The following is a 21,709-nucleotide window of genomic DNA, read 5'->3' as shown; positions in this document are numbered from 1 at the left end:
CTTCGCGGGAATGACCTTGATTGAAGTTGCAGCTATTCCAACACTACTTCTTCGCCTCCAGCCACTTCGCCGCCGCCCTCGCATTCGCCTTGAAGTTGTAATCGATCACCGCCCACTGCTCCTCGATCGCCTCGGCCATCACGCTGCCCGGGCTGGCCGGCGGGATCTGCAAATAGGCATCCGCCTCGCCGAACTCGCGCTTGATCTGCATGCCCGCCTTGCGGGCGATATGCATCATGGTCTGGTTCGAGGACAGGCATTGCATGTACAGGGTGTCCACGTCCGAATTGCGGCAGTGGATCGCGGCGCGGTCGAACAGGCGCGAGCCGACGCCCTGGCCGCGTGCCGATTTCGACACCGATACCCCCAGTTCCGCCACCTTTTCCTTGGTCGTGCGCCTGGCGCCATCGGCCTTGGCAAACGCCAGGTGGCCGACGCCGACCAGCTGGAACACCCGGTTGACCACCCCGAACACGATGTCGCGCTTGAAGTCGAGCTTGTCGACATAGGCGGCGATCGCCTCGTCCGGGATCATGCTGCCGAAGCGCAGCAGGCGGTCGTTCGGGTCGAGCGCGAGGAAATGGCGCAGGATGCGGCGGCGGTCGCGCTCGCCCAGTTCCTTGACGAGCACGGTTGGCCGGCCGGGCTTGCCCTTGAGGCCGCACAGCCAGCGGCCCAACGGATTGTCCAGCATGATGAGTCCTTTTGTGCAGTGCAACAATACCGCGATTGTAGCGGATTCTGTCGTTGCATGCCGGGACGCACCCCTAGCCCGGCGTCCTCCATTGCGCCGCCGGGCTGACGATGAAGATGCCCTTGCCCGAGCTCTTGGCCTCGTACATGGCCTTGTCGGCTTCGGCCAGCAGCGCTGCCGAGCCGCGCGCCGACCCGGCGTGGCCTCTGGCGCTGGAAATGCCGATGGACGCCGAGATCGTCACCGGATGGCCGTCGGCCTCGGTCACCGAGCGGATCTCGTCGAGCGCCAGCTGGGCCACGCGCAGCGCGCCTTCGCGCGAGGTGACTTCTTCGAGCATGATGACGAATTCGTCGCCGCCAAGCCGCGCCAGCGCATCTTCGGCGCGCAGCTTCTGCTCGACGCGGCGCGCCACCATCTGCAGCACCAGGTCGCCGGTGGCATGGCCCCAGGTGTCGTTGACCGCCTTGAAGCCATCGAGGTCGATGAACATGATGACCACCACCGAATCGCGCCGGTTGGCGCGCGCCAGCGCCCGCTCCAGCAGGCGGGTCAGCTGCCGGTAATTGATCAGGCCGGTCAGGCTGTCGTGCTGGGCCAGCCGTTCGAGCTGCTTGGACTGCGTCTCGAGTTCAGCGGTGCGCTCGGCCACGCGGTGCTCGAGGTTCTCGTTGGCTGCCTGCAGCCGGTGGTTGACCTCGCCGATGATGCGGTAGCTGCGCCGCAGCCGCACCGCCGCATACACCAGCAGCAGGAGCAGCATGCTCGAATACACGAACAGGAAGCTGCGGTAGCGCTCGCGCTCGAGCAGCACGGTGTCGAAGGAACGGTCGAACTCGCGTCCCAGTCGGTCTAGCGCGGCGCCGGTGCCGGTAGCGGCGATCTGCGCTTCCAGGCGGTTCTCGAGCGGGCGCTTTTCCAGGATGGTGCGCGCGGCCTTGATCAGGGCATTCATCTTCTCGACGATCGCCGGCGAGAAGGCGACCTGCTGCGTCGCGATGTCGCCGAGGGTCGCCTCGATGCGCGCAGCCAGTGCAGGCGACGGGGCGCCGTTGTAGCGCAGGGTCTCGGTCAGCAGGGTATTGAGCGAGGCGTCGAGCCGCACCACGATCTGGGCCGGCACCAGCGCGCCTTCGATCCCGCCCAACTCGGTCTTGAGGTCGGCCACGGCCGGCGGCAGGAACAGCAGGGCCTCGCGCAGGGGCGGGTTGTGGCGAGCGAACTGGCCGGCCAGCAGTTCCTTGCGCTGGACCGCGTCGCGCAACTGGGTATAGGCATCGTTGACTGCGGGACTGGCCGCCTGCGACACCGCTTCGGCCAGGCGCGCCAGCAGGTCGCGCATGCGCGGCAGTCCGGTGGTGAGCTGCGCGGCCGCCTGAGCACGGCCGATGTGGGAGCGCAGGATGTTGGCATCCCATTCGGCGTCGAGCTTTTCCAGCTCGCGCAGGTTGAGCATGACGTCGTTGCGGATCTCGGGATCGGTCGTTTCGGACCGGATATACAGGAAGGCAAGCAGCATGGCCAGCACCAGCACCGCCACGCCGGCGACTTGCAGGCGACGACGCAGGCTCAAGCTCGCTACGCGCTGCGCCAGCACGGCAACCATTATTCCTCCGTTACTTCAGGTGTTATGCCAAGAGGATAACGCAAGCTTGCGGATCAGTCGCGCACCTCAGTGGCGCTCAGTCCCGGCTGTCGCGCAGTGCGGCCTTGACCGCCGACACCCGGGCCGCATGCACGGCCTCGGGGATCTTCGCGCGGTCGTCGGCAAAGCGCGCCGCGACCTCGCCGGCATTCACCGCGCGCGCGTCGTGGAGCGCCTGTTCCAGGCGTGGCCGCTGCGGATAGTCCCGGTGGCGGATCGGATGATCCGCGTGGCCGCGGCCGCGCGCATCGCACTCGGACGCCAGCAGCATCTGGGCGAAGCGCCCTGGTTTGCGGAAGGCGTCGCAGCGCTCGAACAGGGTGACGATGGTGTTGGCGCGCAGCTCCAGCGCGCGGCTGACGTTGCCGTGCTCGCGCGCCGTCATCAGGGCCAGGTCGCGGCATTCGTTGGGCACCTTCAGGCGCTTGCACACCGCCTCCAGCAGCCTCAAGCCCTCGCCTTCGTGGCCGTGGTGGGACGGCCATTGCCTTGGGGGCGTGAGTCCCTTGCCCAGGTCGTGCATCAAGGCCGCGAAGCGCACTTCCAGCGGATAGCCCTGCTTCGCGGCATAGTCCACCACCAGCATGACGTGCACGCCGGTGTCGACTTCCGGGTGGGGCCCTGGGGGCTGCGGCACGCCCCACAGGACATCGAGTTCGGGCAGGATGCGCGCCAGGGCGCCGCAGTCGCGCAGCACGTCGAACATGCGCGACGGCCGTTCTTCCATCAGGCCGCGGGCGAGTTCCTGCCAGACCCGTTCCGCCACCAGGGCGTCGACTTCGCCGGCGGCGACCATGGCGCGCATCAGCGTATTGGTGGAAGCGTGCACCGTAAAATCCGGGAAGCGCGCGGCAAAGCGCGCCAGGCGCAGGATGCGCACCGGGTCTTCGGCAAAGGCGCCGGACACGTGGCGGAAGATGCGCTTTTCCAGGTCGCCCTGCCCGTCATGCGGATCGAAGATGCTGCCATCGTCCGCGCGCGCCATCGCATTGATGGTCAGGTCGCGCCGCACCAGGTCTTCTTCGAGCGTGACCTCGGGCGCGGTGTGAAATACGAAGCCGTGGTAGCCGGGGGCGGTCTTGCGCTCGGTGCGGGCCAGCGCGTATTCCTCGTGCGTTTGCGGATGCAGGAAGACAGGGAAATCCTTGCCGACCGGGCGGAAGCCCTGGGCCAGCATGTCTTCAGGCGTGGCGCCGACCACCACGTGGTCGCGGTCTTGTACCTTCCGCCCGAGCAGCTCGTCGCGCACGGCGCCGCCGACGACATAACTGCGCATCGTCACTCCTGCGGCAGGTCCAGGTCGTGCTGTGGGGTCGCATCGCTTTCCCTCATGGCCTCGTCTACCCAGCGCGCCACGGCCGGGTGGGCCAGCACGCGCTCGCAATAGGCCTGCAGGGCCGGCGCCAGCGCCACGCCATAGGTCTGGAAGCGGCACACCACCGGTGCATAGAAGGCATCGGCGATCGAGAATTCGCCGAACAGGAAGCGGTGGTGGCCGAAGCGCGACAGGCAGTCTTCCCAGATCTCGCAGATGCGGCCGATGTCGGCCTGGGCGCCCGGGGTGCGGCCGCGGCCCGGCAGGCGCGCCTGGATGTTCATCGTCATGGCGTTGCGCAGCTCGCCGAAGCCCGAGTGCATCTCGGCCACGACCGAGCGCGCCATGGCACGCGCGGCGACGTCCTGCGGCCACATGTGCTTTTCCTGGAACTGCTCGGCCAGGTATTCGACGATCGCCAGGCTGTCCCAGATCGTGATCTCGCCGGCCAGCAGCACCGGCACCCGGCCCGCGTGCGAATAGCGCGCGATGTTGGCGGAGGTGTCGGGCTTGTCGAGCAGGACGCGCACTTCGGTGAACGGGATCCCGAATGCGACGGCTGCAACCCAGGGCCGCATCGACCACGACGATACGTTCTTGTTGCCGATGACGAGGGTCAGGCCCGGCTGGCGCGCCTGGTCGAGGGTAGTGGACAGGGTCGGGTCGAGTTCGATGGTCTGCATGGTTTCCTGTGGTCGAGGCGTTGTTGAAAACGGTGGCCGGGCATCAGCGGCCGGCACGCGTCCGGTAATCGTCGAGGCCCTTGCCTTTGGCCAGGTAGTGCGGCGCGGCGGCCTCGATCGATGTGAGCTTGATTCCCAGCGCCTCGGCTGTCAAGACTCCAGCTTGCTTTCCGACCACATTATCGGTTTTCATCGAATCGAGGTTGTCGCGGCTGATGACCGGGTCGCCCGGCAGCAGCTCGAAGAGCCGCGCCTGCGCGCGCGCCGCCCAGTCGGGCAAGCCCAGCACGTGGCGCTCGTGGCCGGCGAAGCGCCCGCTCAGCCGCACCAGTTCGGCCAGGGTATAGACCTGGGGACCGCCCAGCTCGATGGTGGCGCCGCGCGTGTGCGGGTCGCTCAAGCAGAGAGAAAAGGCGGCGGCGACGTCGCCCACGTAGACCGGCTGGAAGCGCGCGCCGCTGCCGGCCAGCGGCACCAGCGGCAGATAGCGCTGGAGCGCCGCGAACATGGTCAGGAAATGGTCGCCCGGGCCGAACACGACCGAGGGCCGGAAGATGGTGGCCGCGACCTGCGGCTGGCTGCGCGCGGCCAGCTCGCCGTCGCCTTTGGAACGCTGGTACATCGAGGGCCCGGCGCTGTTCGCGCCCAGGGCGCTCATGTGGAGGTAGCGCGGCACGCCGACGTCCGCGCAGGCGGCGGCGATGCGGCGCGGCAGGTCGACGTGCAGCCGGCGGAAACCCGGCCCATAGGGCACCCCAGTGCCGCCGTGCAGCACGCCGACCAGGTTGATCGCGGCGTCGCGCCCCTTGAGCAGGCGGCGCAGGGTCGCGTCGTCGTGGATGTCGGCCACTTCCAGGTCGAGGTAGGGCAAGGTGGTGAGGTGCTTGGCGCTTTCGTAGTGGCGCGTGGGCACCAGCATGTTGACGCTGTCTTCGGCCAGGCGCGCCAGCAGATGTCCGCCGATGAAGCCGGTGGCGCCGAACACCACCACGTTCAGGTCGCGCATGGTCGTTCCTTCAGGGGAGAATGGATGCGCGCTCTCTCGGTTGTACGTAGCCCAGGCGCGCCTTGAGGGACTGCGGTTTTTGCTCGAACACGGCGGCGTAGTTGGTGGCATTGGCCATCACGTTGCGCACATAGCCGCGGGTCTCCGCGAAGGGGATGCTTTCGACGAACACCGCCCCTTCCATCGGCGACTCCAACAGGCCGCGCCAGGCGCGTGCGCGCGAAGGCCCGGCATTGTAGGCGGCCGTGGCGAGGATCTGGTTGCCCTCGAAATTGGTCAGCACCATGTTCATGTAATTGGCGCCGAGCGTGATATTGGTGCGCAGGTCGTTGAGCATGCCGTGTACAAAGTTATCCATTCCAATTTTGCTTGCCACCCATTTACCGGTGGTGGGCATCACTTGCATCAGGCCCGAGGCGCCAACGCCGGAGCGCGCGTCAAGGATGAAGCGCGATTCCTGGCGGATCAGGCCATAGACCCAGGCTTTATCGAGGCCCAGGCCCTGCGCGGTCGGGTGCAGGACGTCCAGGTGCGGCGCCGGGAAACGCTGTGCATAGTCGAGTTCGGTACGCGTGCGCAACGAGGTCTCGACCATGCGGTCGAGCAGGTTGTTGCGGCGAGCGAGTTCGCCGGCGGCCAGCAACTGACGTTCAGACATGCTGCGCAGCGCCCAGTTCCACTCGCGGTTGCCTTCCGCGCGCAGGCGCAAAGCGTAGAACTTCAGGGCGCGCTGCAGGCTCGGGTTGGCGCCGGCCTGGGCCAGTTCATCCACACTGACCGGCTGGACCGGCGGCGGCGCCGCAACCTGGCGGCCGAGCTCTTCCATGGCGAGCTGGCCATAGAAATGGTGGGGAACCGCGATCCGCTCGAACAGGGCGTTCGCTTCCACCATCTTGCCTTCATGCTTGTCGGCGCGGCCCAGCCAGTAGACCCAGGCGCCGTCGGCGCGCAGCCAGGCCGGCATCGCCTCGATGGTGGCGCGCACGGTCTTCCAGTCGCCGCGGCGCAGGGCAATGCGGGTCTTCCACTGCAATTGCTCGCTGGTGAGAGGCACCCCATTGGCGCGCTGCCAGTAGAGGGCGGCGTCGGGCGAGAGCACGATCGAGGCGGCGTGCGCGATGCCGGCCCAGCCGATCGCGCGTTCTTCAGGGCTCAGGTTCGCGCTGTTCTTGTCCAGGGCCACGGTGGCCAGTTTCAGGCTGGTGCGCGCCATGCGGCCAAGCGCCACCAGGTAGATCGTCCGCTCGGCACGGGTGGTGCCGATGCCGCGCGCCATGGCCACCGCCGGCACGTCCACCGCCTGGGCGGCGCGGGTGTCGGAGGCGCCGAGCAGACTTGCTGTGCGGCGCGCCGGCCCGGTGGCGTCGGCTTCGCCGGCAATGCGCAACTGCCACAGCAAGTCTTCCTCGGTGAACTGGCCGCTTTGGACCAGCTGGGCGATCAGGGCGGCGCAGCCTTCGCCGTAGTTGTCCGGGTTGAGCAGCAGCGCGCGCGCTTCCACTCCTACCTGTTCGCCGCGGCCGGCGCGCGCCAACAGGGCATAGCAGCGGATCTGCAGCTCGCCCCCGGCGGCCAGTTGGCCCGCCTCGCGCTCGAAGCCGGCCCAATCGCGGCGCCGGCCCAATTCGAGCAGCCAGTCGCTGCGCAGGCGATCGGCGACGGCACTGCCCTCGTGGCGGCGCAGCACCTCGCGGATTTCCTCGGCCGTGGCGTCGCGCAGCCGGGGTTTCAGACGATAATAGTCGACGTAGGAAGCGAGCAGGTAGTTCGGCAGGCGCGAGGCCAGCGCATTGGTACGCGCCGCATCGTTCTGGCGTGCCGCTTCGCGCAGCAGCAGGAAGGTGTCGTCGTCGGCACGGTTATCAACCGCGCCGTTGTCCGCGCCGGGGACGGCGGGCGCGCCCGCGGGCACCGGGGAAACAGTTTGCGCGCTCGGCGCGCCCTGGGCGTGGACTATGCCGAAAGGAAACGTCCACGAAGCAAGCACAAGGACAAGGACAAGGGCTGCCGGCAAGGAGCCGGCTGTCAATCTCGATTGAAACATCCACAACTCTCACTCTACGCTGCATATAAACCATGACCGGCGAATCAAGAATACCACGCGCCTCCGGGCTCCTGCCAGAGGCTGGCGCAGGCACCTCGCCCGATAAGCAACAGTTGCGCCGCCTGCTCAAGGAACGGCGCCGCGCCATCCCGCTCGATCTCAAGCGGGCCTGGGACGCGCGCATCGGGGCACGGGTGCTGGCATGGTGGCGGGCCAAGCCTCTGGAGGCGCTGGCGGTGTACTGGCCGCTGGCGGGCGAACCGGACTTGCTTCCAGCCTACGCGGAATTGGCCGAGCGAGGCGTACGGCTGGCCTTGCCTGTCGTGGTGGCCCGCGACGCGGCGCTCGGGTTCGCCGAATGGGTGCCGGGCGAGGCGACGGTGGCGGACAGCATGGGGGTGGCGGTGCCGGCTGAGTTAAGGATGGTGGAACGGCCGGAAGCTTTGCTGATCCCGTGCCTCGGGTTCGATGCGCAGGGGTACCGGCTGGGGTATGGCGGGGGGTTTTATGACCGGACGCTGGCAGAGGAGCCGCGGCCACGGACGCTGGGGATTGCGTACGCATGCCAGTTGGTGGAGTTCGAATTGAATCAGTACGATATCCCGTTAGAAGAGATCATTACCGAAGCGTAGGGTGGGCGGGGTAATTTCGGGCAATGCCCGGAATGACGGACGCCCGCGCGGTGATAGTTTGCGCCAGAAATGCCGGAGCGGCAGATTCAGCGTTAGTTCAACGCGCGGGCGGCATAGCCGCCCATCCTGCTATTTAACGAGCCTTTGCCAGATCGCCGTCGTCGCCACTGCCTGGTTCATGCTGTAGAAATGCAGCCCCGGCGCACCGCCGGCCAGCAGCCGTTCGCACAGGCTGGTGACCACGTCCACCCCGAAGGCCTTGATCGAGGCCGAATCGTCGCCGAAGCTGGCCAGCTTGACGCGTACCCAGCGCGGGATCTCGGCGCCGCACATATCCGAGAAGCGCAGCAACTGCGTATAGTTCGTGATCGGCATGATGCCGGCCACGATCGGCACGTCCACGCCCAGCTTGCGGGCGTCGTCGACGAACTCGAAGTAAGCATCCGCGTTATAGAAATACTGCGTGATCGCGGCATTCGCGCCGGCCTGGATCTTGCGCGCGAAGGCTTGCAGGTCGTCTTGCGGCGAGCGCGCCTGCGGGTGCATTTCCGGATAAGCGGCCACTTCGATGTGGAACCAGTCGCCGGTTTCCTTGCGAATGAACTCGACCAGCTCGCTGGCATAGCGGAATTCGCCCGCGCCGCCATAGCCGCTGGGCAGGTCGCCGCGCAGCGCCACCAGGCGGCGGATGCCGGCATCCTGGAATTGCCGCAGGTTGGCGCGCAGCGAGTCGCGGGTGCCGCCGATGCAGGACAGGTGGGGCGCGGCCTCATGGCCTTCGGATTTGATCTCGAGCACGGTCTGCAGCGTGCCCTGCTGGGTGGTGCCGCCAGCGCCGAAGGTCACCGAAAAATACTTTGGCGCCAGCAGCGCCAGCTTCTGGCGCACGGCGCGCAGCTTCTCCGCGCCTTCATCCGTCTTGGGCGGGAAGAACTCGATACTGAAATTATGCGTTTCCATCTTTATCTCTGAGGAGCAAGGTAGCAAGCGCCCACGAAATGATGCTGTACAGGATGGCGGCAATGAAAGCGGATCCGAAGCCGCCGACGTCGAATCCGTCGACATACCGCGCGACCAGCCAGAACAGGAAGGCATTGATCACGAGGATGAACAGGCCGAGCGAGATCACGGTCACCGGCAGGGTGAGGATGACCAGGACCGGGCGGATCAGGGTATTGACCAGCCCGAGCACGAGCGCGGCGATCAGCGCGGTCGTGAAATTGGATATCGAAACGGAAGACATCAGGTACGGCAGGGCCATCAGGGCCGCGGCATTGATCAGCCAGGTGACGAGCAGGCGCATTGCATCGACTTTCGTGGGTCGCGGGCGCCTCCAGGAGAAGACGCCCGGCTGTTGAAAAAACGGGCGCGGGGTTCATCAAACGCCGCGCCCGCATTGACTAGCCAGGGATTAATAACGGTAGTGGTCCGGCTTGTACGGGCCGGCCTTGCTTACCGAAATGTAGGCGGCCTGCTCTTCGGTCAGCTCGGTCAGCTGCGCGTTGAGCTTGCGCAGTTGCAAGCGTGCGACCTTCTCGTCCAGGTGCTTCGGCAGCGTGTACACGCCGACCGGGTAGTTCGCGGTGTTGGCGAACAGCTCGATCTGGGCGATGGTCTGGTTCGCAAACGACGAGCTCATCACGTACGACGGGTGACCGGTGCCGCAGCCCAGGTTCACCAGGCGGCCTTCGGCCAGCAGGATGATGCGCTTGCCATCAGGGAAGATGACATGGTCGACCTGCGGCTTGATGTTTTCCCACTCGTATTTCTTGAGCGCCGCGACTTCGATTTCGTTGTCGAAGTGGCCGATATTGCAGACGATGGCCTGGTCCTTCATCTTGAGCATGTGCTGCTCGGTGATGACGTGGTAGTTGCCGGTGCAGGTGACGAAAATGTCGCCGTGCTCTGCCGCGTAGTCCATGGTCACGACGCGGTAGCCTTCCATCGCCGCCTGCAGTGCGCAGATCGGGTCGATTTCGGTGACCCACACTTGCGCCGACAGCGCGCGCATGGCCTGGGCCGAGCCCTTGCCCACGTCGCCGTAGCCGGCGATCACGGCAACTTTTCCGGCGATCATGACGTCGGTGGCGCGCTTGATGCCGTCGACCAGCGATTCACGGCAGCCGTACAGGTTGTCGAACTTCGACTTGGTGACCGAATCATTGACGTTGATGGCCGGGAAAGCCAGTTTGCCTTCCAGGTGCATCTGGTACAGGCGGTGCACGCCGGTGGTGGTTTCTTCGGTCACGCCCAGGATGCATGGCAGGCGCTTCGAGTACCAGGCCGGGTCACGCGCGAGGCGGCCCTTGATCGAGTTGAACAGGCAGATTTCTTCTTCCGAGCCCGGCTTGTCCAGCACCGAGATGTCCCTTTCGGCACGCACGCCCAGGTGCAGCAGCAGGGTCGCGTCGCCGCCGTCGTCGAGGATCATGTTGGCGTGGTTGTCGCCTGGCCATTCGAAGATGCGGTGGGTGTATTCCCAGTATTCGTCCAGGGTCTCGCCCTTGACGGCGAACACCGGGGTGCCGACCGCGGCGATCGCGGCGGCAGCGTGGTCTTGCGTCGAGTAGATGTTGCACGATGCCCAGCGCACGTCGGCGCCCAGGGCTTCCAGGGTGCGGATCAGGACCGCGGTCTGGATGGTCATGTGCAGCGAACCGGCGATGCGTGCGCCCTTGAGCGGCTGGGCGGCGGCGTATTCCTCGCGGATCGCCATCAGGCCCGGCATTTCGGTTTCTGCAATACGGATTTCCTTCTCCCCCCAGGATGCCAGGGAGATGTCGGCGATATGGAAGTCCTTGAGATCTTTAAGTACGGCGCTCATCACGCGCTCCTTTCAATGGTTGAAAAAAGTTAACGTGAGCGCGGTGTTGATATCCGAGCCTGGCGAAGAGGAATCTCTTCGTCGCAACGCTCCTCGGAATGAGCTAGTTTACCACGACTCAGGCTGCTGTGCAGGCGTCCGGCAGGGGCGCTGCCTGGCAGGAACTGGCCAGGGGCAGGCTGATGTCGAAGCTGCTGCCGCGGCCGATGCCCTCGCTGGCTGCCCGCACCGAGCCGCCATGCAGTTCGATCAGGCTCTTGACCAGCGCCAGGCCCAGCCCGAGGCCGCCATGCTGGCGCTCGGACGAGGTCTCGGCCTGCACGTACAGGTCGAACAGGTGCGGCAAGAGCTCGGCGACGATACCCTGGCCGTTGTCGGCCACGCGCAGCGCGCAGCGCCCGTCCTGCTCTTCCAGGGTCAGCGTGATCCGGCCGCCCGGCCCGGTATAGCGGATGGCATTGCCGAGCAGGTTGCCGATGACCTGGACCAGGCGCGTCGCATCGCCTTCGACCAGGCAGGGGACCGGCGGCAGCGCCAGGTCGACCCGCTGGCCCTTGCGCTGGGCGGCCGGCATGATCTGTTCGATGGCGGCGGCCACCACGTCGCGCATGTCGACCTCGGTCTTGACGATCGAAATCAGGCCGCGGCTAACGCGTGAGACGTCGAGCAGGTCTTCCACCAGGCGGTTCATGTGGGCGACCTGTCGGCTGATCAGTTCGCTCAGGCTCGATGTCTGGACGGCTTTCTCCGGATTTTTCTTGAGGAGGTGGGCCGCCATGGACGCGGCCGAGAGCGGGCCGCGCAGTTCGTGGCTCAGCATCGACAGGAATTCGTTCTTCTGGCGGTCCGCGGACATCAGCGAGGCCGCTTTTTCATTCAGCAGGCGATTGAGCTCCTCGACCTGTCCGTTGGTCTGCTCCAGGCGGCGCGAGACTTCGACCAGCTCGTCCTGGCGCTCTTGCAGCGCCGCCAGCGCATCGGCCAGCTCGCGGTTCTGGTGGTGGGCTTCAGACAGGGCGACATTGCTCGGCAGCGAAACGCCGGCCACGTCGCGCGCGATGTCGTCGGCCGACAAGGCCTCGGCATGCACCGGCATCAGCTTGGTCAGGACAATGCGCGTGCCGCTGCTGCCGGTCGTGATCTCGCAGGTATCCATGAAACGGCGCGCTGCCAGCAGGCCGGTACCGGCTGCCTGTTGCGCCGCGTCGTCTTGCGCCAGCAGGGCCTCGAGACCCTTGATGCCCGGCCCCGCATCCTCGATCACGACCATCAGCGCCTGGCGTCCCGTGGAACCCAGCAGGGAAAATGCAACCTTGCCCTCGCCGGCATAACTGAACACATTGCGCGCGAGTTCGGACACCGCACTGGCGATACGCGCCTGGTCGTGCGAACCGAAACCGCAACGGGCCGCAATCTGGCGAGCACGCTGCCGTGACGCGATCACATCCAGTTCGAGACCGATGGTGCTGGTGAGGATGGGGTGTTGCATGTGCCTTTCCAAACAAAACAGAACGCGAGCGAGCACCAGGCCTGCTGGCGAACGAGGTCGGCGCCGGCATGGGGCTGATGATGCTGAAGTGGAATAATCAAGCTTGACGGATTATGCAACAAACTCGGAAGGTTTGTTGCCGCCAGTGAAGTAATACCGAGGGCGCGCCACAGTGGCGCTGGACTGGCGGATCTTGCTGCGCGGGTGGGGCGGCTGCCCGCACCCGCGCGGGGCGGCTGCTTACGACAAGCCGGCGGCTGCGCGCAGTGCGGCTGCCTTGTCGGTGCGCTCCCAGGTGAACTCCGGCTCTTCGCGGCCGAAGTGGCCGTAGGCGGCGGTCTTGGCGTAGATCGGGCGCAGCAGGTCGAGCATCTGGACGATGCCTTTCGGACGCAGGTCGAAGTGCTCCATGACCAGCTGGGCGATCTTGTCGTCCGGGATCACGCCGGTGCCTTCGGTGTACACGGTGATGTTGATCGGGCGGGCCACGCCGATCGCGTAGCTCACCTGCACCTGGCACTGGCGCGCCAGGCCGGCGGCCACCACGTTCTTGGCGACATAGCGCGCGGCGTAGGCTGCCGAACGGTCGACCTTGGTAGGATCCTTGCCGGAAAAGGCGCCGCCGCCGTGCGGGGCTGCGCCGCCGTAGGTGTCGACGATGATCTTGCGGCCGGTCAGGCCGCAATCGCCCTGCGGGCCGCCGATGACGAAGCGGCCGGTCGGGTTGACCAGGTATTTCGTGCCTTCCAGCCATTCACGCGGCAGGGTCGGCTTGATGATTTCTTCGATGACCGCTTCTTCGATCTGCGAGTGCGACACGTCGGGGTGGTGCTGGGTGGACAGCACGACGGTGTCGACCGACACCGGGCGGCCGTTGACATAGCGCAGGGTGACCTGCGACTTGGCGTCCGGGCGCAGCCACTGCAGGCGGCCGTCCTTGCGCAGCTGCGACTGGCGCTCGACCAGTCGGTGGGCGTAATAGATAGCGGCCGGCATCAGTTCCGGGGTCTCGTCGCAGGCATAGCCGAACATCAGGCCCTGGTCGCCAGCGCCCTGGTCCAGATCGAGGCCCGCGCCTTCGTCCACGCCCTGGGCGATGTCCGGAGACTGCTTGTCGTAGCAAACCATCACGGCGCAACCTTTATAGTCGATGCCGAAATCGGTGTTGTCGTAGCCGATGCGCTTGATGGTGTTGCGCGCCACCTGGATGTAGTCGACGTTGGCGTGGGTGGTGATTTCGCCTGCCAGCACCACGAGGCCCGTATTGCACAGCGTTTCGGCGGCGACGCGCGCGCGCGGATCCTGTTCCAGGATGGCGTCGAGGATGGCGTCGGAAATCTGGTCGGCGACCTTGTCGGGATGGCCTTCCGAGACGGATTCGGAAGTGAAGAGATAGTCGTTGGACATGAAGGCTCCGGTTACGGGTTGTAGATGTATACGTGCCGCAGCAACAGGTGCCTGCGACGCTTTAGCGACATTTATATTCCGCTTCGCAAGTTGTCTATTAACTCGGCGGATCCTGCATAAGGTGGTATTTTACGCTTCCTTCGAGAATTTTGCTGAAGCAAGTCTCGTTCCATTCAATTCTGGTCAATCGCATGTTAGTTATTTTGTTCCGTGCACTATCGGTATTTCCCTTGCCGTTTTTGCATGCACTTGGGTCGGGTCTGGGCTGGCTCGTCTATTCCGTATCTTCTTCGTATCGCAGGCGGCTGCGCGCCAACCTGGCGCAGGCCGGCTACGAGGGCCAGCTGAACGCGGCCATTGCCGAAGCTGGCAAGGCCATCGTCGAGCTGGCCTTTGTCTGGTGCGCGAACCCCGAGCGCGTGGCGCGCCATGCGCGGGTCGAAAACTGGAACCTGGTGCAGGAACGGCTGGATGCCGGCCGCGGCATCGTGTTCCTGACCCCGCACCTGGGCTGTTTCGAGATGACGGCCCAGCAGATTGCCCTGAAGACCGCGCTGACCGTCATGTACCGCCCGCCGCGCAAGAGCGCGCTCAAACCCCTGGTCGAAGGCGCCCGCGCCCGCCACAACCTGCACCTGGCGCCGGCTACCTTGAGCGGCGTGCGCATCCTGGCCAAGACCCTGAAAAGCGGCCAGCCGATCGGCCTGCTGCCCGACCAGGTGCCGCAGGAAGGCGAAGGCGTGTGGGCGCCGTGGTTTGGCCGCACCGCTTATACGATGACGCTGCCGTCGAAACTGGCGCAGCTGGGCAAGGCCGACATCCTGCTGGTGTATGCCGAGCGCCTGCCGCGCGGCAAGGGCTATGTCGTGCGCTTCGTGCCCTTCGATGGCGATTTGTCGGGCACTGCCGCCGAGCAGGCGGCGCAGATCAACCGCGCCATGGAGCAATTGATCGCACGCGCCCCGGCCCAGTATTTCTGGAGCTATAACCGCTACAAGCAGCCCGATGGCGTGGCTGGCCCCGAAAGCGAGGCTTCGGCATGAGGGTCCTGCTCGGTTTCATGTGGCTGCTGCACTTTCTGCCGCTGCCCATCCTGGCCCGCCTCGGCGAAGCGGTCGGCAGTTTGATGTTCCTGATCATGGGCAAGCGCCGCCGGATCGCCCTGACCAATTTGCGCCTGTGCTTCCCGGAGAAATCCGATCGCGAACGCCAGGCCATTGCGAAGCAGCATTTCCGTGCCTACGCGCGCAGCATTTTCGAGCGCTCGATCCTGTGGTGGGCGCCGGAGGCGCGCGTACGCAGCCTCATCCACGTCGAGCCGGCGGTGCCGCAGGCCGAGATGGAAGACGGCCCGACTATCCTGCTGTGCCCGCATTTCGTCTGCCTGGATGTGGCCGGCGTGGCTTCGCGCGTGATCCCGGTGTGCAGCATGTACGTGCCGCAGAAGAATGCCGCCTTCGACAAGCTGCTTCGCCATGGCCGCGAACGCTACGGCCCGGTGCGGCTGGTGACGCGCAAGGAAGGCATCAAGCCGATCCTGCGCGCGCTGCGCGACGGCCTGCCCTATTTCATGCTGCCGGACATGGACTTTGGCGAGAAGGATGCGGAGTTCGTGCCCTTCTTCGGCATCCCGGCGGCAACGCTGACCGCGCTGGGCCGCATCGCGGCCACCACCGGCGCCAAGGTGATTCCCGTGGTCGCCACCTATTTGCCGGACTACCAGGGCTGGCGCGTGCGTTTCTACCCGGCGTGGGAGAATTACCCGGGCGACGACATGGTCGAGGCGACCCGCCGCATGAACGCCTTCATCGAAGAGCGCGCGCGCGAGACGCCGGCCGAATACTTCTGGACCCACAAGCGTTTCAAGACCCGGCCGCCCGGGGAAGCGTCGTTCTACGAGTAAGTTGGACTTAATCGAACCGAAATTAGTTAAGCTGAACTGAACTGAACTGGGCACATCGCCATGAAACTGAAATTCACCAAGATGCACGGCGCCGGCAACGATTTCATCGTCATCGACGCCATCCACCAGCAAGTGTCGCTCAGCACCGAGCAATGGCGCCAACTGGCCGACCGCCGCTTCGGCATCGGCGCCGACCAGATCCTGATCGTCGAACGCCCGACCACCGAAGGCTGCGATTTCCGCTACCGCATCTTTAACAACGACGGCAGCGAAGTCGAGCAGTGCGGCAATGGCGCGCGCGCCTTTGCCCGCTTCGTCAGCGACAAGGGGCTGTCGACAGAACGCAGCATCCGCGTCGAGACCATGAAAGGCATCATCGCACCGCGGCTCGAGCTGGACGGCAGCGTGACGGTGGACATGGGCGCGCCGGTGCTGGAGCCGGCCGCCGTCCCATTCGACAGTGCCGGCCTGGGTGGCTGGGCCGAGGGCGAGGACACAGCCTGGCCGCTGCCGGTGAACGGCAAGACGGTCTTCGTGTCGGTGGTATCGATGGGCAACCCGCACGCGGTGCAGGTGGTCGACGACGTCGACCGCGCGCCGGTGGAGCAGACCGGCCCGCTGATCGAAATGCATCCGCGCTTCCCGAAACGGGTCAATGCCGGCTATATGCAGGTGGTGGACCGCAACCACATCCGCCTGCGCGTGTACGAGCGCGGCGCCGGCGAAACCCTGGCTTGCGGCACCGGCGCCTGCGCTGCGGCGGTGGCCGGCATCCGTCGTGGCCTGCTTGATTCGCCGGTGCGGGTATCGGCGCGCGGCGGGGAACTGAGCATTGGGTGGGCGGGGGACGGCCAGCCGGTGTATCTCAGCGGGCCGGCGGTGAAGGTGTTCGAAGGCGAAATCGAGATTGAAAACGCCTGACAGATCGTCGTGCCTGGTCGAGTAACAAGAACCTCATCTACAAAGCTATTCTTGTTGTCCGCGTTCGGGCCCGAAAGCGGAAGTCCCGGATGCTTCAGTGTACGTTGTTGTTGCTTGCAGGACAAGACGGAGGGTGACGGCGCCGGTTGCTCACAGGCGACCTGCCATGTTGAGCTCAACAGCCGAGCTCGGCTTGCAGCAGACCTCCCCCTAACCGGGTTCACCCGCCCGCTCAGGCGGCCAGCTCCAGATCGGCCGGCCCCTGCTGATCCTTTTCCTGTGAGTCTCTTTCCTGTATGCCCTCTTCGTCATCCTGCGCCCCCAGCAGGGTGCGCAAGCGATACAAGCGCTGCCGGTAATTTCCTTCCGGACCGGACGGGCCACAGTCGATGCCGTCGAACAGGCGCCCGATGCGGTCGAGCGCATGGCGCTCCTGCGCCGTGTCGACCAGCACCAGGCGGCGCTTGCTGCGGCCGTAGCTGGCGCGGATGTCGATCAGGAGGCAATGCCCGTGGTCGGCCGCCGGGACGTCGAGCAGCAAGGCTTCGGCGCGCGACAAGCTGAACACTTCAGCCAGCTTCAGCCGCGCCGCCAGCAGCGGATGCGAGCAGTCCAGGTCCGGATTTCTGGCCAGCAGCTTGCCGGTTGCGAGATAGGCGGGGGCGGACAGCCGCGGCGCGATCTTGCGCAGCAGCGCCTCGGCCCCGGCGCTGCCCTGGGCGGCCGCCTTCTGCAGCCAGAATACGGCGCGCACGTCGTTGTTTTCGTTCTCGCGGCGCACGCGCCAGGCGATGCTGCCGCACTCGAGCTGGGCCTCGCGGTAGCCCATGTCGGCCGCGCGCTCGAGGTAGCGCTGGGCGTCGCCCACGTTACGCTGCGAGAACTCGGGCTTGATATAGATGCGCGACAGCGCATACCAGGCCTGGGCCAGCCCCTGCTCGCCCGCCAGCGTCAGCCAGCGGATCGCCTTCTTGAAGTTGGCGGCGCCGCTGCCGCCGCCGGTAATGCGGCGACCGTCGATGTCCATGCGGGCGCAGCGCAAGCCCATCGCCAGCTGGGCGTGGCGGTCGTGCTCGGCCGCGGCGAGCTCCCAGAAGCATTGCGGCTCGCCGACCGCCGGCGCGGCGCCGGATTCGCCGGCCATGCCCCCGATAGCTTCCCCACCGTCGAGCAGGCGCGCCACCCGCGACAGCAGGGCAATGTCGCCTGGCGCCAGGCGGTGCACGCCGTGCTGGGCGGCGGCGGCCCGCACGAGCGCACGCGCCAGCGGCAGGGAACGGACCAGGTAATCGCTGTGCTGGCCGGTTTTCCAGGCCTGGTCGAGCACCGCGTACCGGGCTTCGGCCACGCCGTTGTCGGCGGCATGCTTGAGCCAGCTCTGGGAAGGGGCCTGCCCTGCCCTGGCACTGGAACCGGGGACGGCGGCCTGCGCCGGGGCCGCATGCTGGCGCGCCAGCAGCCATTGGGCTTCGGGAAAGCCGGCGCGCGCCGCGTCTTCGAGGGCGCGTAGCGCCTTGGCGCGGTCGGGCGCATTGCCGCCTGCATCGGCCCGGCCCGGTGCGGCTACATCTGCGGAGCCATTGAAGACCAGCTGGGCGAACACCAGCCCGGCGTGCACGCTGCCGTCGTCGTAGGCGCGCTCGTACCAGGGCGCCATTGCCTGTGCGCTGGGCTGGGCCAGTTCGAGGGGGATGTGGTTGCCGATCAATTGCCAGGCCTGCTGGCAGTCTTGCCGGGCGGCGCGCTCGAGCCAGTGCAGCGCGGTGGGCAGGCTCTGCGGCAAACCGGCGCTGCCGAACAGATAGAGCTTGCCTAGCTCGAGCTGGGCGGCGGCCTGCCCGGCGCGTGCGTTGCGGATGATCGCCAGTTCTTCGCGGTTAGCCATTGTTACGTTTCATGGGTAGATGTCGGCCAGCGCGGCGAAAACGGCGAGGCAACCATCGCCGGAGGGCCCGAAGGCCATCCGCAAAAGTTGCCAAGATACAATAAATCATGTTTTTCCGTTGCCACGCACTGAATGTGAGCAGAGTCTAAGCCGCCCCCGGCATCGATCCGATTCAATCCCGGCCTTCCTTGAGGAGGCACAAACCGCCGAGTTACCGAGCTGGGCGGTAATGGGGCGAAAATTGTTACATCCGGCTTTGCCGCGCGTTTCAAAAATACAACAGCACGATTGGATTTATTGGCTTTCCACCAAGTGCCGCCGTCATAATTGACCAAACCAATAACCTTGAACACTCAAGCAACTAAGGTGCAGGTTATCCGGGCATTCAGCATTTGCGTCTCGATGCCATGGATGACCGCGATTTATTAATAAAAGGATTAGAAACAATGAAGTACTCCCTCATGGCCGTCGCACTGCTCGGCGCATTCGCCGGCGCGGCACACGCACAAACCGCTGTCCAGATCTACGGCACCGTCGACGCTGGCGTCATCAAGCGTAGTGGCCAGACCCTGAACATCGGCAAGCGTGCTTCCAATACCCTCGGCTTCAAAGGGACCGAAGATCTGGGCAATGGCCTCAAGGCACTGTTCCAACTGGAAATGCGTTACGAGCCGGACACCGGCACCATTGAAATTGGCGGCAACGGCACCCAGCGTCCGCTGTTCCAGGGCCAGTCCCGCGTCGGCCTGCAGGGCGACTTCGGTATCGTCCGTATCGGCCGCGGCCTGACCCCGTACCACGAAACCATCGGCGCCTTCGATCCGTACCACGCATCGCCGAGCCCGGCCGGTTTCTGGACCGACCTCACCGTCGCCGGCTACACCTCGCAGCCGCTGGACGTCGTCGGCTACACGAACAACCGCTTCTCGAACGCAGCCTGGTACAACTCGCCGATCATCAGCGGCTTCCAGCTGAACACCGCGATCGCCACCAAGGAAAGCGGCGGCGGCCCGGCCGTCGTCGGCCGTGGCACCGTGACCAACCCACAATACCCGGTGGGAGCCGAAGCATCGGCCAACCCGTTCTCGATCAGCGGCACCTACAACAACGGTCCGGCCGCATTCATGGCCGGCTACGAGCGCAACGCCATCGAATCGAAGGTCTGGTCGGTCGGCGCGTCGTTCGCCGTCACCCCGGAACTGAAGCTGATGGGCACCTACTCGGAGCAGGACCAGGAGCACAACCGCATCGCCAACGCCAACACCAAGGCATGGGTGCTGGGCGCGAACTACACGATGGGCCCGGGGAAGGTGCTGGCTGGTTACGGCCAGAAGGACACCGACGGCCTGCAGAAGGTCAAGCAGCTGTCGCTGGGCTACGAGTACAGCCTGTCGAAGCGCACCTACCTGTACGTGGACGCGTCGCGCAAGAAGGGCATCAATGCCGTGCAGTCGACCGTCAACCACTACGATGTCGGCGTGAACCACTCGTTCTAAGCTGAACCGGGCTGCGGCCCGGAATCACGGGGCGGACATGGGCAACCATGCCCGCCCCTGTCACATCCGCGGCAAATACAGCAAATTTGTAGTTTTTAAGCAACGCCGGCAACTGCGCATGCATGACCTGTGCCCTGAGTCTGTACAGTGCGCCGTAGCAATGGCATATTGCCAAGGCGAGTAACTAAACGCTCGTTCGCAAAATAACATTGGAGATGCAATGAAGAAGAGTATTCTGGCCGCGCTGCTCGGCACCTGTTTCGCAACCTCGGCATTCGCGCAGTCCAGCGTGCAAATCTACGGCATCGCCGACGCAGGCGTGATGTTCCAGAAGGGTGGCCCGACCAAGATCTTTAGCGGCGGCGCCGACGGCTCGCGCATCGGTTTCAAGGGCACCGAAGACATCGGCAACGGCTACAAGGCCATCTTTAACCTGGAAGCACGTGTCGAACTCGACACCGGCACCCAGCAGCCGACCCTGATGAACGACAATCCTGGCGTCTACCTGCTCAAGGGCATGGATGCGATCCCGGTCGCGATCCGCTCGCGCCTGCAGTCGCTGCTCCAGCCGCCAGGCGGCCCGGCCGTCAACCAGGAACGCGCACTGTTCGACCGTACCGCAATGGTCGGCTTGGTCACCCCGGTCGGCGCAGTCCTGCTCGGCCGCATGTACACCCCTGGCTACGAAGTCTTCAACAAGGCTGACGCCTTCGAGTCCGGTACCGCCGGCACCTGGGGCCACGTCACCGGCGGCACGGCCGGCTTCACCGCACTGGGCGCCGACATCCGCTCGCAGGAAGCGGTCCAGTACCGCATCGCCCTGCCGAACGGCATCGGCGGCTCGCTGATGTACGGTCCGAAGGGTTCGGGCTACCTCGGCCGCTACAACAAGTTCCGCGCCGGCGCCCTGACCTACCAGGCCAACGGCTTCGACGTCGGCATCGGCTACAACCACGGCTACGACCAGCAAAACCGTCCAAGCCTGCGCACCACCACCGTGGGCGGTTCGTACACCCTGAACCAGTTCAAGTTCTTCGCCGGTTTCCACAGCCAGCGCAACTCCAACTCGGCCCTGCTGGCCGATTACATCGGCGGCTGGGATGCAGGCGTGACCCCGGTGCTGACCCAGCAAGGCATTCCTGCGGCTAACCAGGCTGCGCTGCGCGGCATCTTCGTGCGCGCGATCACCGCCAACACCCAGCAGGATGCCAACAGCTACCAGGTCGGCATGCACTACAACCTGGGCGGCGGCCGCATCATGGCGTCGTACGCGCACCAGAACGACCGCACCTCGTCGAACAGCGATGCCGACCTGTTCGCGCTGGGCTACGACCACTTCCTGTCGAAGCGCACCGACCTGTACACCGTCGCCGCCATCATTCGCAACCAGAACGACGGCCAGTACGCACCTGGCACCGCCGGCAATCCAGGCGGCTTCACCAAGCGTCCGGGCGAAGACGGCCGCGCCCTGCAGATCGGCATCCGCCACCGCTTCTAAGAGTTTTTACTCTTGGCAAAAAAGACGCCCCCGTGAACTGACCCCGTAAAGTTGGACGGTTGGTTTAATGAACGGCCAAGGGCTGGGTTCTGTATTGCACAGGACTCAGCCCTTTTAGTTTCATCTTGATGCGGTCGTGATTGTAATAGCGGATGTATTTCTTGAGACCCGTTTTTAGTTCGTCGATGCTGCCGAACTTGTTGAGATAGAAGAACTCCGACTTGAGCACCGCGAAGAAGCTTTCCATCGCGGCGTTGTCGAGACAGT

At 65.4% G+C, this 21,709-nt stretch carries 19 protein-coding genes and 1 riboswitch; of the genes, 6 read left to right on the top strand and 13 right to left on the bottom strand.

The features are described 5' to 3' along the window. Nucleotides 1-43 precede the first annotated feature (43 nt). The 6 genes from AC56K1_RS14030 to AC56K1_RS14005 form a co-directional block, all read right to left on the bottom strand. Nucleotides 44-694 carry a GNAT family N-acetyltransferase gene (locus AC56K1_RS14030; protein ID WP_497158451.1) on the bottom strand — a complete coding sequence of 217 codons (651 nt, stop codon included), beginning with the start codon at nucleotides 692-694 and terminating at the stop codon, nucleotides 44-46. 73 nt (nucleotides 695-767) lie between these two features. Further along, nucleotides 768-2,300 carry a diguanylate cyclase gene (locus tag AC56K1_RS14025; protein WP_497158450.1) on the bottom strand — a complete coding sequence of 511 codons (1,533 nt, stop codon included), beginning with the start codon at nucleotides 2,298-2,300 and terminating at the stop codon, nucleotides 768-770. A 76-nt stretch (nucleotides 2,301-2,376) separates the two neighbouring features. Next, nucleotides 2,377-3,615, bottom strand: coding sequence for a multifunctional CCA addition/repair protein (locus AC56K1_RS14020; RefSeq protein WP_497158449.1), 1,239 nt, complete (start codon nucleotides 3,613-3,615; stop codon nucleotides 2,377-2,379). Nucleotides 3,616-3,617: 2 nt separating this feature from the next. Beyond that, on the bottom strand, nucleotides 3,618-4,337 hold the full coding sequence (locus AC56K1_RS14015) for a glutathione S-transferase family protein (RefSeq protein WP_497158448.1): 720 nt from the start codon (nucleotides 4,335-4,337) through the stop codon (nucleotides 3,618-3,620). A gap of 43 nt (nucleotides 4,338-4,380) precedes the next feature. Continuing rightward, entirely contained in the window at nucleotides 4,381-5,343 is a 963-nt protein-coding gene (locus AC56K1_RS14010) for a complex I NDUFA9 subunit family protein (protein WP_497158447.1), read from the bottom strand. A 10-nt stretch (nucleotides 5,344-5,353) separates the two neighbouring features. After that, nucleotides 5,354-7,387, bottom strand: coding sequence for a lytic transglycosylase domain-containing protein (locus AC56K1_RS14005; protein WP_497158446.1), 2,034 nt, complete (start codon nucleotides 7,385-7,387; stop codon nucleotides 5,354-5,356). Nucleotides 7,388-7,419: 32 nt separating this feature from the next. Here AC56K1_RS14005 and AC56K1_RS14000 point away from each other — a divergent pair, with 32 nt between their 5' ends. After that, a complete protein-coding gene (locus tag AC56K1_RS14000; protein WP_497158445.1) occupies nucleotides 7,420-8,019 on the top strand; it encodes a 5-formyltetrahydrofolate cyclo-ligase in 600 nt (199 codons plus the stop codon). A 129-nt stretch (nucleotides 8,020-8,148) separates the two neighbouring features. On the opposite strand, the gene metF is transcribed toward AC56K1_RS14000, so the two are convergent. The 5 genes from metF to metK all read right to left on the bottom strand — a co-directional run bounded on the left by metF (nucleotide 8,149) and on the right by metK (nucleotide 13,739). Continuing rightward, nucleotides 8,149-8,979, bottom strand: a complete 831-nt coding sequence (gene metF / locus AC56K1_RS13995) for a methylenetetrahydrofolate reductase [NAD(P)H] (protein WP_497158444.1) — start codon at nucleotides 8,977-8,979, stop codon at nucleotides 8,149-8,151. After that, nucleotides 8,966-9,322 carry a phage holin family protein gene (locus AC56K1_RS13990; RefSeq protein WP_497158443.1) on the bottom strand — a complete coding sequence of 119 codons (357 nt, stop codon included), beginning with the start codon at nucleotides 9,320-9,322 and terminating at the stop codon, nucleotides 8,966-8,968. The genes metF and AC56K1_RS13990 overlap by 14 nt, the downstream gene beginning before the upstream one ends. A 108-nt stretch (nucleotides 9,323-9,430) precedes the next feature. Further along, nucleotides 9,431-10,843 (bottom strand): adenosylhomocysteinase, encoded by a 1,413-nt coding sequence (gene ahcY, locus AC56K1_RS13985; protein ID WP_497158442.1) that lies wholly within the window; start codon nucleotides 10,841-10,843, stop codon nucleotides 9,431-9,433. A gap of 29 nt (nucleotides 10,844-10,872) precedes the next feature. Continuing rightward, a riboswitch (S-adenosyl-L-homocysteine riboswitch) is annotated at nucleotides 10,873-10,944 on the bottom strand. Nucleotides 10,945-10,961: 17 nt separating this feature from the next. Further along, a complete protein-coding gene (locus AC56K1_RS13980) occupies nucleotides 10,962-12,332 on the bottom strand; it encodes an ATP-binding protein (protein ID WP_497158441.1) in 1,371 nt (456 codons plus the stop codon). A gap of 240 nt (nucleotides 12,333-12,572) precedes the next feature. Next, nucleotides 12,573-13,739, bottom strand: a complete 1,167-nt coding sequence (metK, locus tag AC56K1_RS13975; protein ID WP_497158440.1) for a methionine adenosyltransferase — start codon at nucleotides 13,737-13,739, stop codon at nucleotides 12,573-12,575. Between the two features lie 191 nt (nucleotides 13,740-13,930). Here metK and AC56K1_RS13970 point away from each other — a divergent pair, with 191 nt between their 5' ends. Genes AC56K1_RS13970 through dapF form a run of 3 tightly spaced genes read left to right on the top strand, consistent with a single transcriptional unit; the run spans nucleotide 13,931 to nucleotide 16,563 of the window. Then, on the top strand, nucleotides 13,931-14,782 hold the full coding sequence (locus AC56K1_RS13970; RefSeq protein ID WP_497158439.1) for a lysophospholipid acyltransferase family protein: 852 nt from the start codon (nucleotides 13,931-13,933) through the stop codon (nucleotides 14,780-14,782). Next, complete coding sequence (locus AC56K1_RS13965) at nucleotides 14,779-15,642, top strand: LpxL/LpxP family acyltransferase (RefSeq protein WP_497158438.1); 864 nt, start codon at nucleotides 14,779-14,781, stop codon at nucleotides 15,640-15,642. Before AC56K1_RS13970 ends, AC56K1_RS13965 begins: the two co-directional genes overlap by 4 nt. A 60-nt stretch (nucleotides 15,643-15,702) precedes the next feature. Next, nucleotides 15,703-16,563, top strand: a complete 861-nt coding sequence (gene dapF, locus AC56K1_RS13960; protein ID WP_497158437.1) for a diaminopimelate epimerase — start codon at nucleotides 15,703-15,705, stop codon at nucleotides 16,561-16,563. Nucleotides 16,564-16,795: 232 nt separating this feature from the next. Here the strand turns inward: dapF and AC56K1_RS13955 are convergent, their stop codons facing one another. Further along, entirely contained in the window at nucleotides 16,796-18,448 is a 1,653-nt protein-coding gene (locus AC56K1_RS13955; RefSeq protein WP_497158436.1) for a tetratricopeptide repeat protein, read from the bottom strand. A 446-nt stretch (nucleotides 18,449-18,894) separates the two neighbouring features. Here AC56K1_RS13955 and AC56K1_RS13950 point away from each other — a divergent pair, with 446 nt between their 5' ends. Both AC56K1_RS13950 and AC56K1_RS13945 read left to right on the top strand, forming a co-directional pair. Continuing rightward, nucleotides 18,895-19,944: a porin gene (locus AC56K1_RS13950; protein WP_497158435.1), complete on the top strand. Its 1,050-nt coding sequence runs from the start codon at nucleotides 18,895-18,897 to the stop codon at nucleotides 19,942-19,944. Between the two features lie 220 nt (nucleotides 19,945-20,164). Then, entirely contained in the window at nucleotides 20,165-21,442 is a 1,278-nt protein-coding gene (locus AC56K1_RS13945; RefSeq protein WP_497158434.1) for a porin, read from the top strand. 64 nt (nucleotides 21,443-21,506) lie between these two features. Here the strand turns inward: AC56K1_RS13945 and AC56K1_RS13940 are convergent. Next, the coding region (locus AC56K1_RS13940) for an IS3 family transposase (protein WP_497158433.1) at nucleotides 21,507-21,709 on the bottom strand (203 nt) is incomplete at its 5' end.

It is taken from the genome of Telluria sp. ZB4P37, assembly GCF_059685855.1.
The sequence above is the reverse complement of the archived record's forward strand: the minus strand, read 5'-3'. Positions and strand labels throughout refer to the sequence as shown.

Coding starts and splice junctions, on each gene's coding strand:
- AC56K1_RS14025 (WP_497158450.1), bottom strand. CDS start 2,300: ATGGTTGCCGTGCTGGCGCAGCGCGTAGCGAGCTTGAGCCTGCGTCGT.
- AC56K1_RS14010 (WP_497158447.1), bottom strand. CDS start 5,343: ATGCGCGACCTGAACGTGGTGGTGTTCGGCGCCACCGGCTTCATCGGC.
- metK (WP_497158440.1), bottom strand. CDS start 13,739: ATGTCCAACGACTATCTCTTCACTTCCGAATCCGTCTCGGAAGGCCAT.
- metF (WP_497158444.1), bottom strand. CDS start 8,979: ATGGAAACGCATAATTTCAGTATCGAGTTCTTCCCGCCCAAGACGGAT.
- AC56K1_RS13970 (WP_497158439.1), top strand. CDS start 13,931: ATGTTAGTTATTTTGTTCCGTGCACTATCGGTATTTCCCTTGCCGTTT.
- ahcY (WP_497158442.1), bottom strand. CDS start 10,843: ATGAGCGCCGTACTTAAAGATCTCAAGGACTTCCATATCGCCGACATC.
- dapF (WP_497158437.1), top strand. CDS start 15,703: ATGAAACTGAAATTCACCAAGATGCACGGCGCCGGCAACGATTTCATC.
- AC56K1_RS13945 (WP_497158434.1), top strand. CDS start 20,165: ATGAAGAAGAGTATTCTGGCCGCGCTGCTCGGCACCTGTTTCGCAACC.
- AC56K1_RS14005 (WP_497158446.1), bottom strand. CDS start 7,387: ATGTTTCAATCGAGATTGACAGCCGGCTCCTTGCCGGCAGCCCTTGTC.
- AC56K1_RS13950 (WP_497158435.1), top strand. CDS start 18,895: ATGAAGTACTCCCTCATGGCCGTCGCACTGCTCGGCGCATTCGCCGGC.
- AC56K1_RS14030 (WP_497158451.1), bottom strand. CDS start 694: ATGCTGGACAATCCGTTGGGCCGCTGGCTGTGCGGCCTCAAGGGCAAG.
- AC56K1_RS13990 (WP_497158443.1), bottom strand. CDS start 9,322: ATGCGCCTGCTCGTCACCTGGCTGATCAATGCCGCGGCCCTGATGGCC.
- AC56K1_RS13980 (WP_497158441.1), bottom strand. CDS start 12,332: ATGCAACACCCCATCCTCACCAGCACCATCGGTCTCGAACTGGATGTG.
- AC56K1_RS13965 (WP_497158438.1), top strand. CDS start 14,779: ATGAGGGTCCTGCTCGGTTTCATGTGGCTGCTGCACTTTCTGCCGCTG.
- AC56K1_RS14015 (WP_497158448.1), bottom strand. CDS start 4,337: ATGCAGACCATCGAACTCGACCCGACCCTGTCCACTACCCTCGACCAG.
- AC56K1_RS14020 (WP_497158449.1), bottom strand. CDS start 3,615: ATGCGCAGTTATGTCGTCGGCGGCGCCGTGCGCGACGAGCTGCTCGGG.
- AC56K1_RS14000 (WP_497158445.1), top strand. CDS start 7,420: ATGACCGGCGAATCAAGAATACCACGCGCCTCCGGGCTCCTGCCAGAG.
- AC56K1_RS13955 (WP_497158436.1), bottom strand. CDS start 18,448: ATGGCTAACCGCGAAGAACTGGCGATCATCCGCAACGCACGCGCCGGG.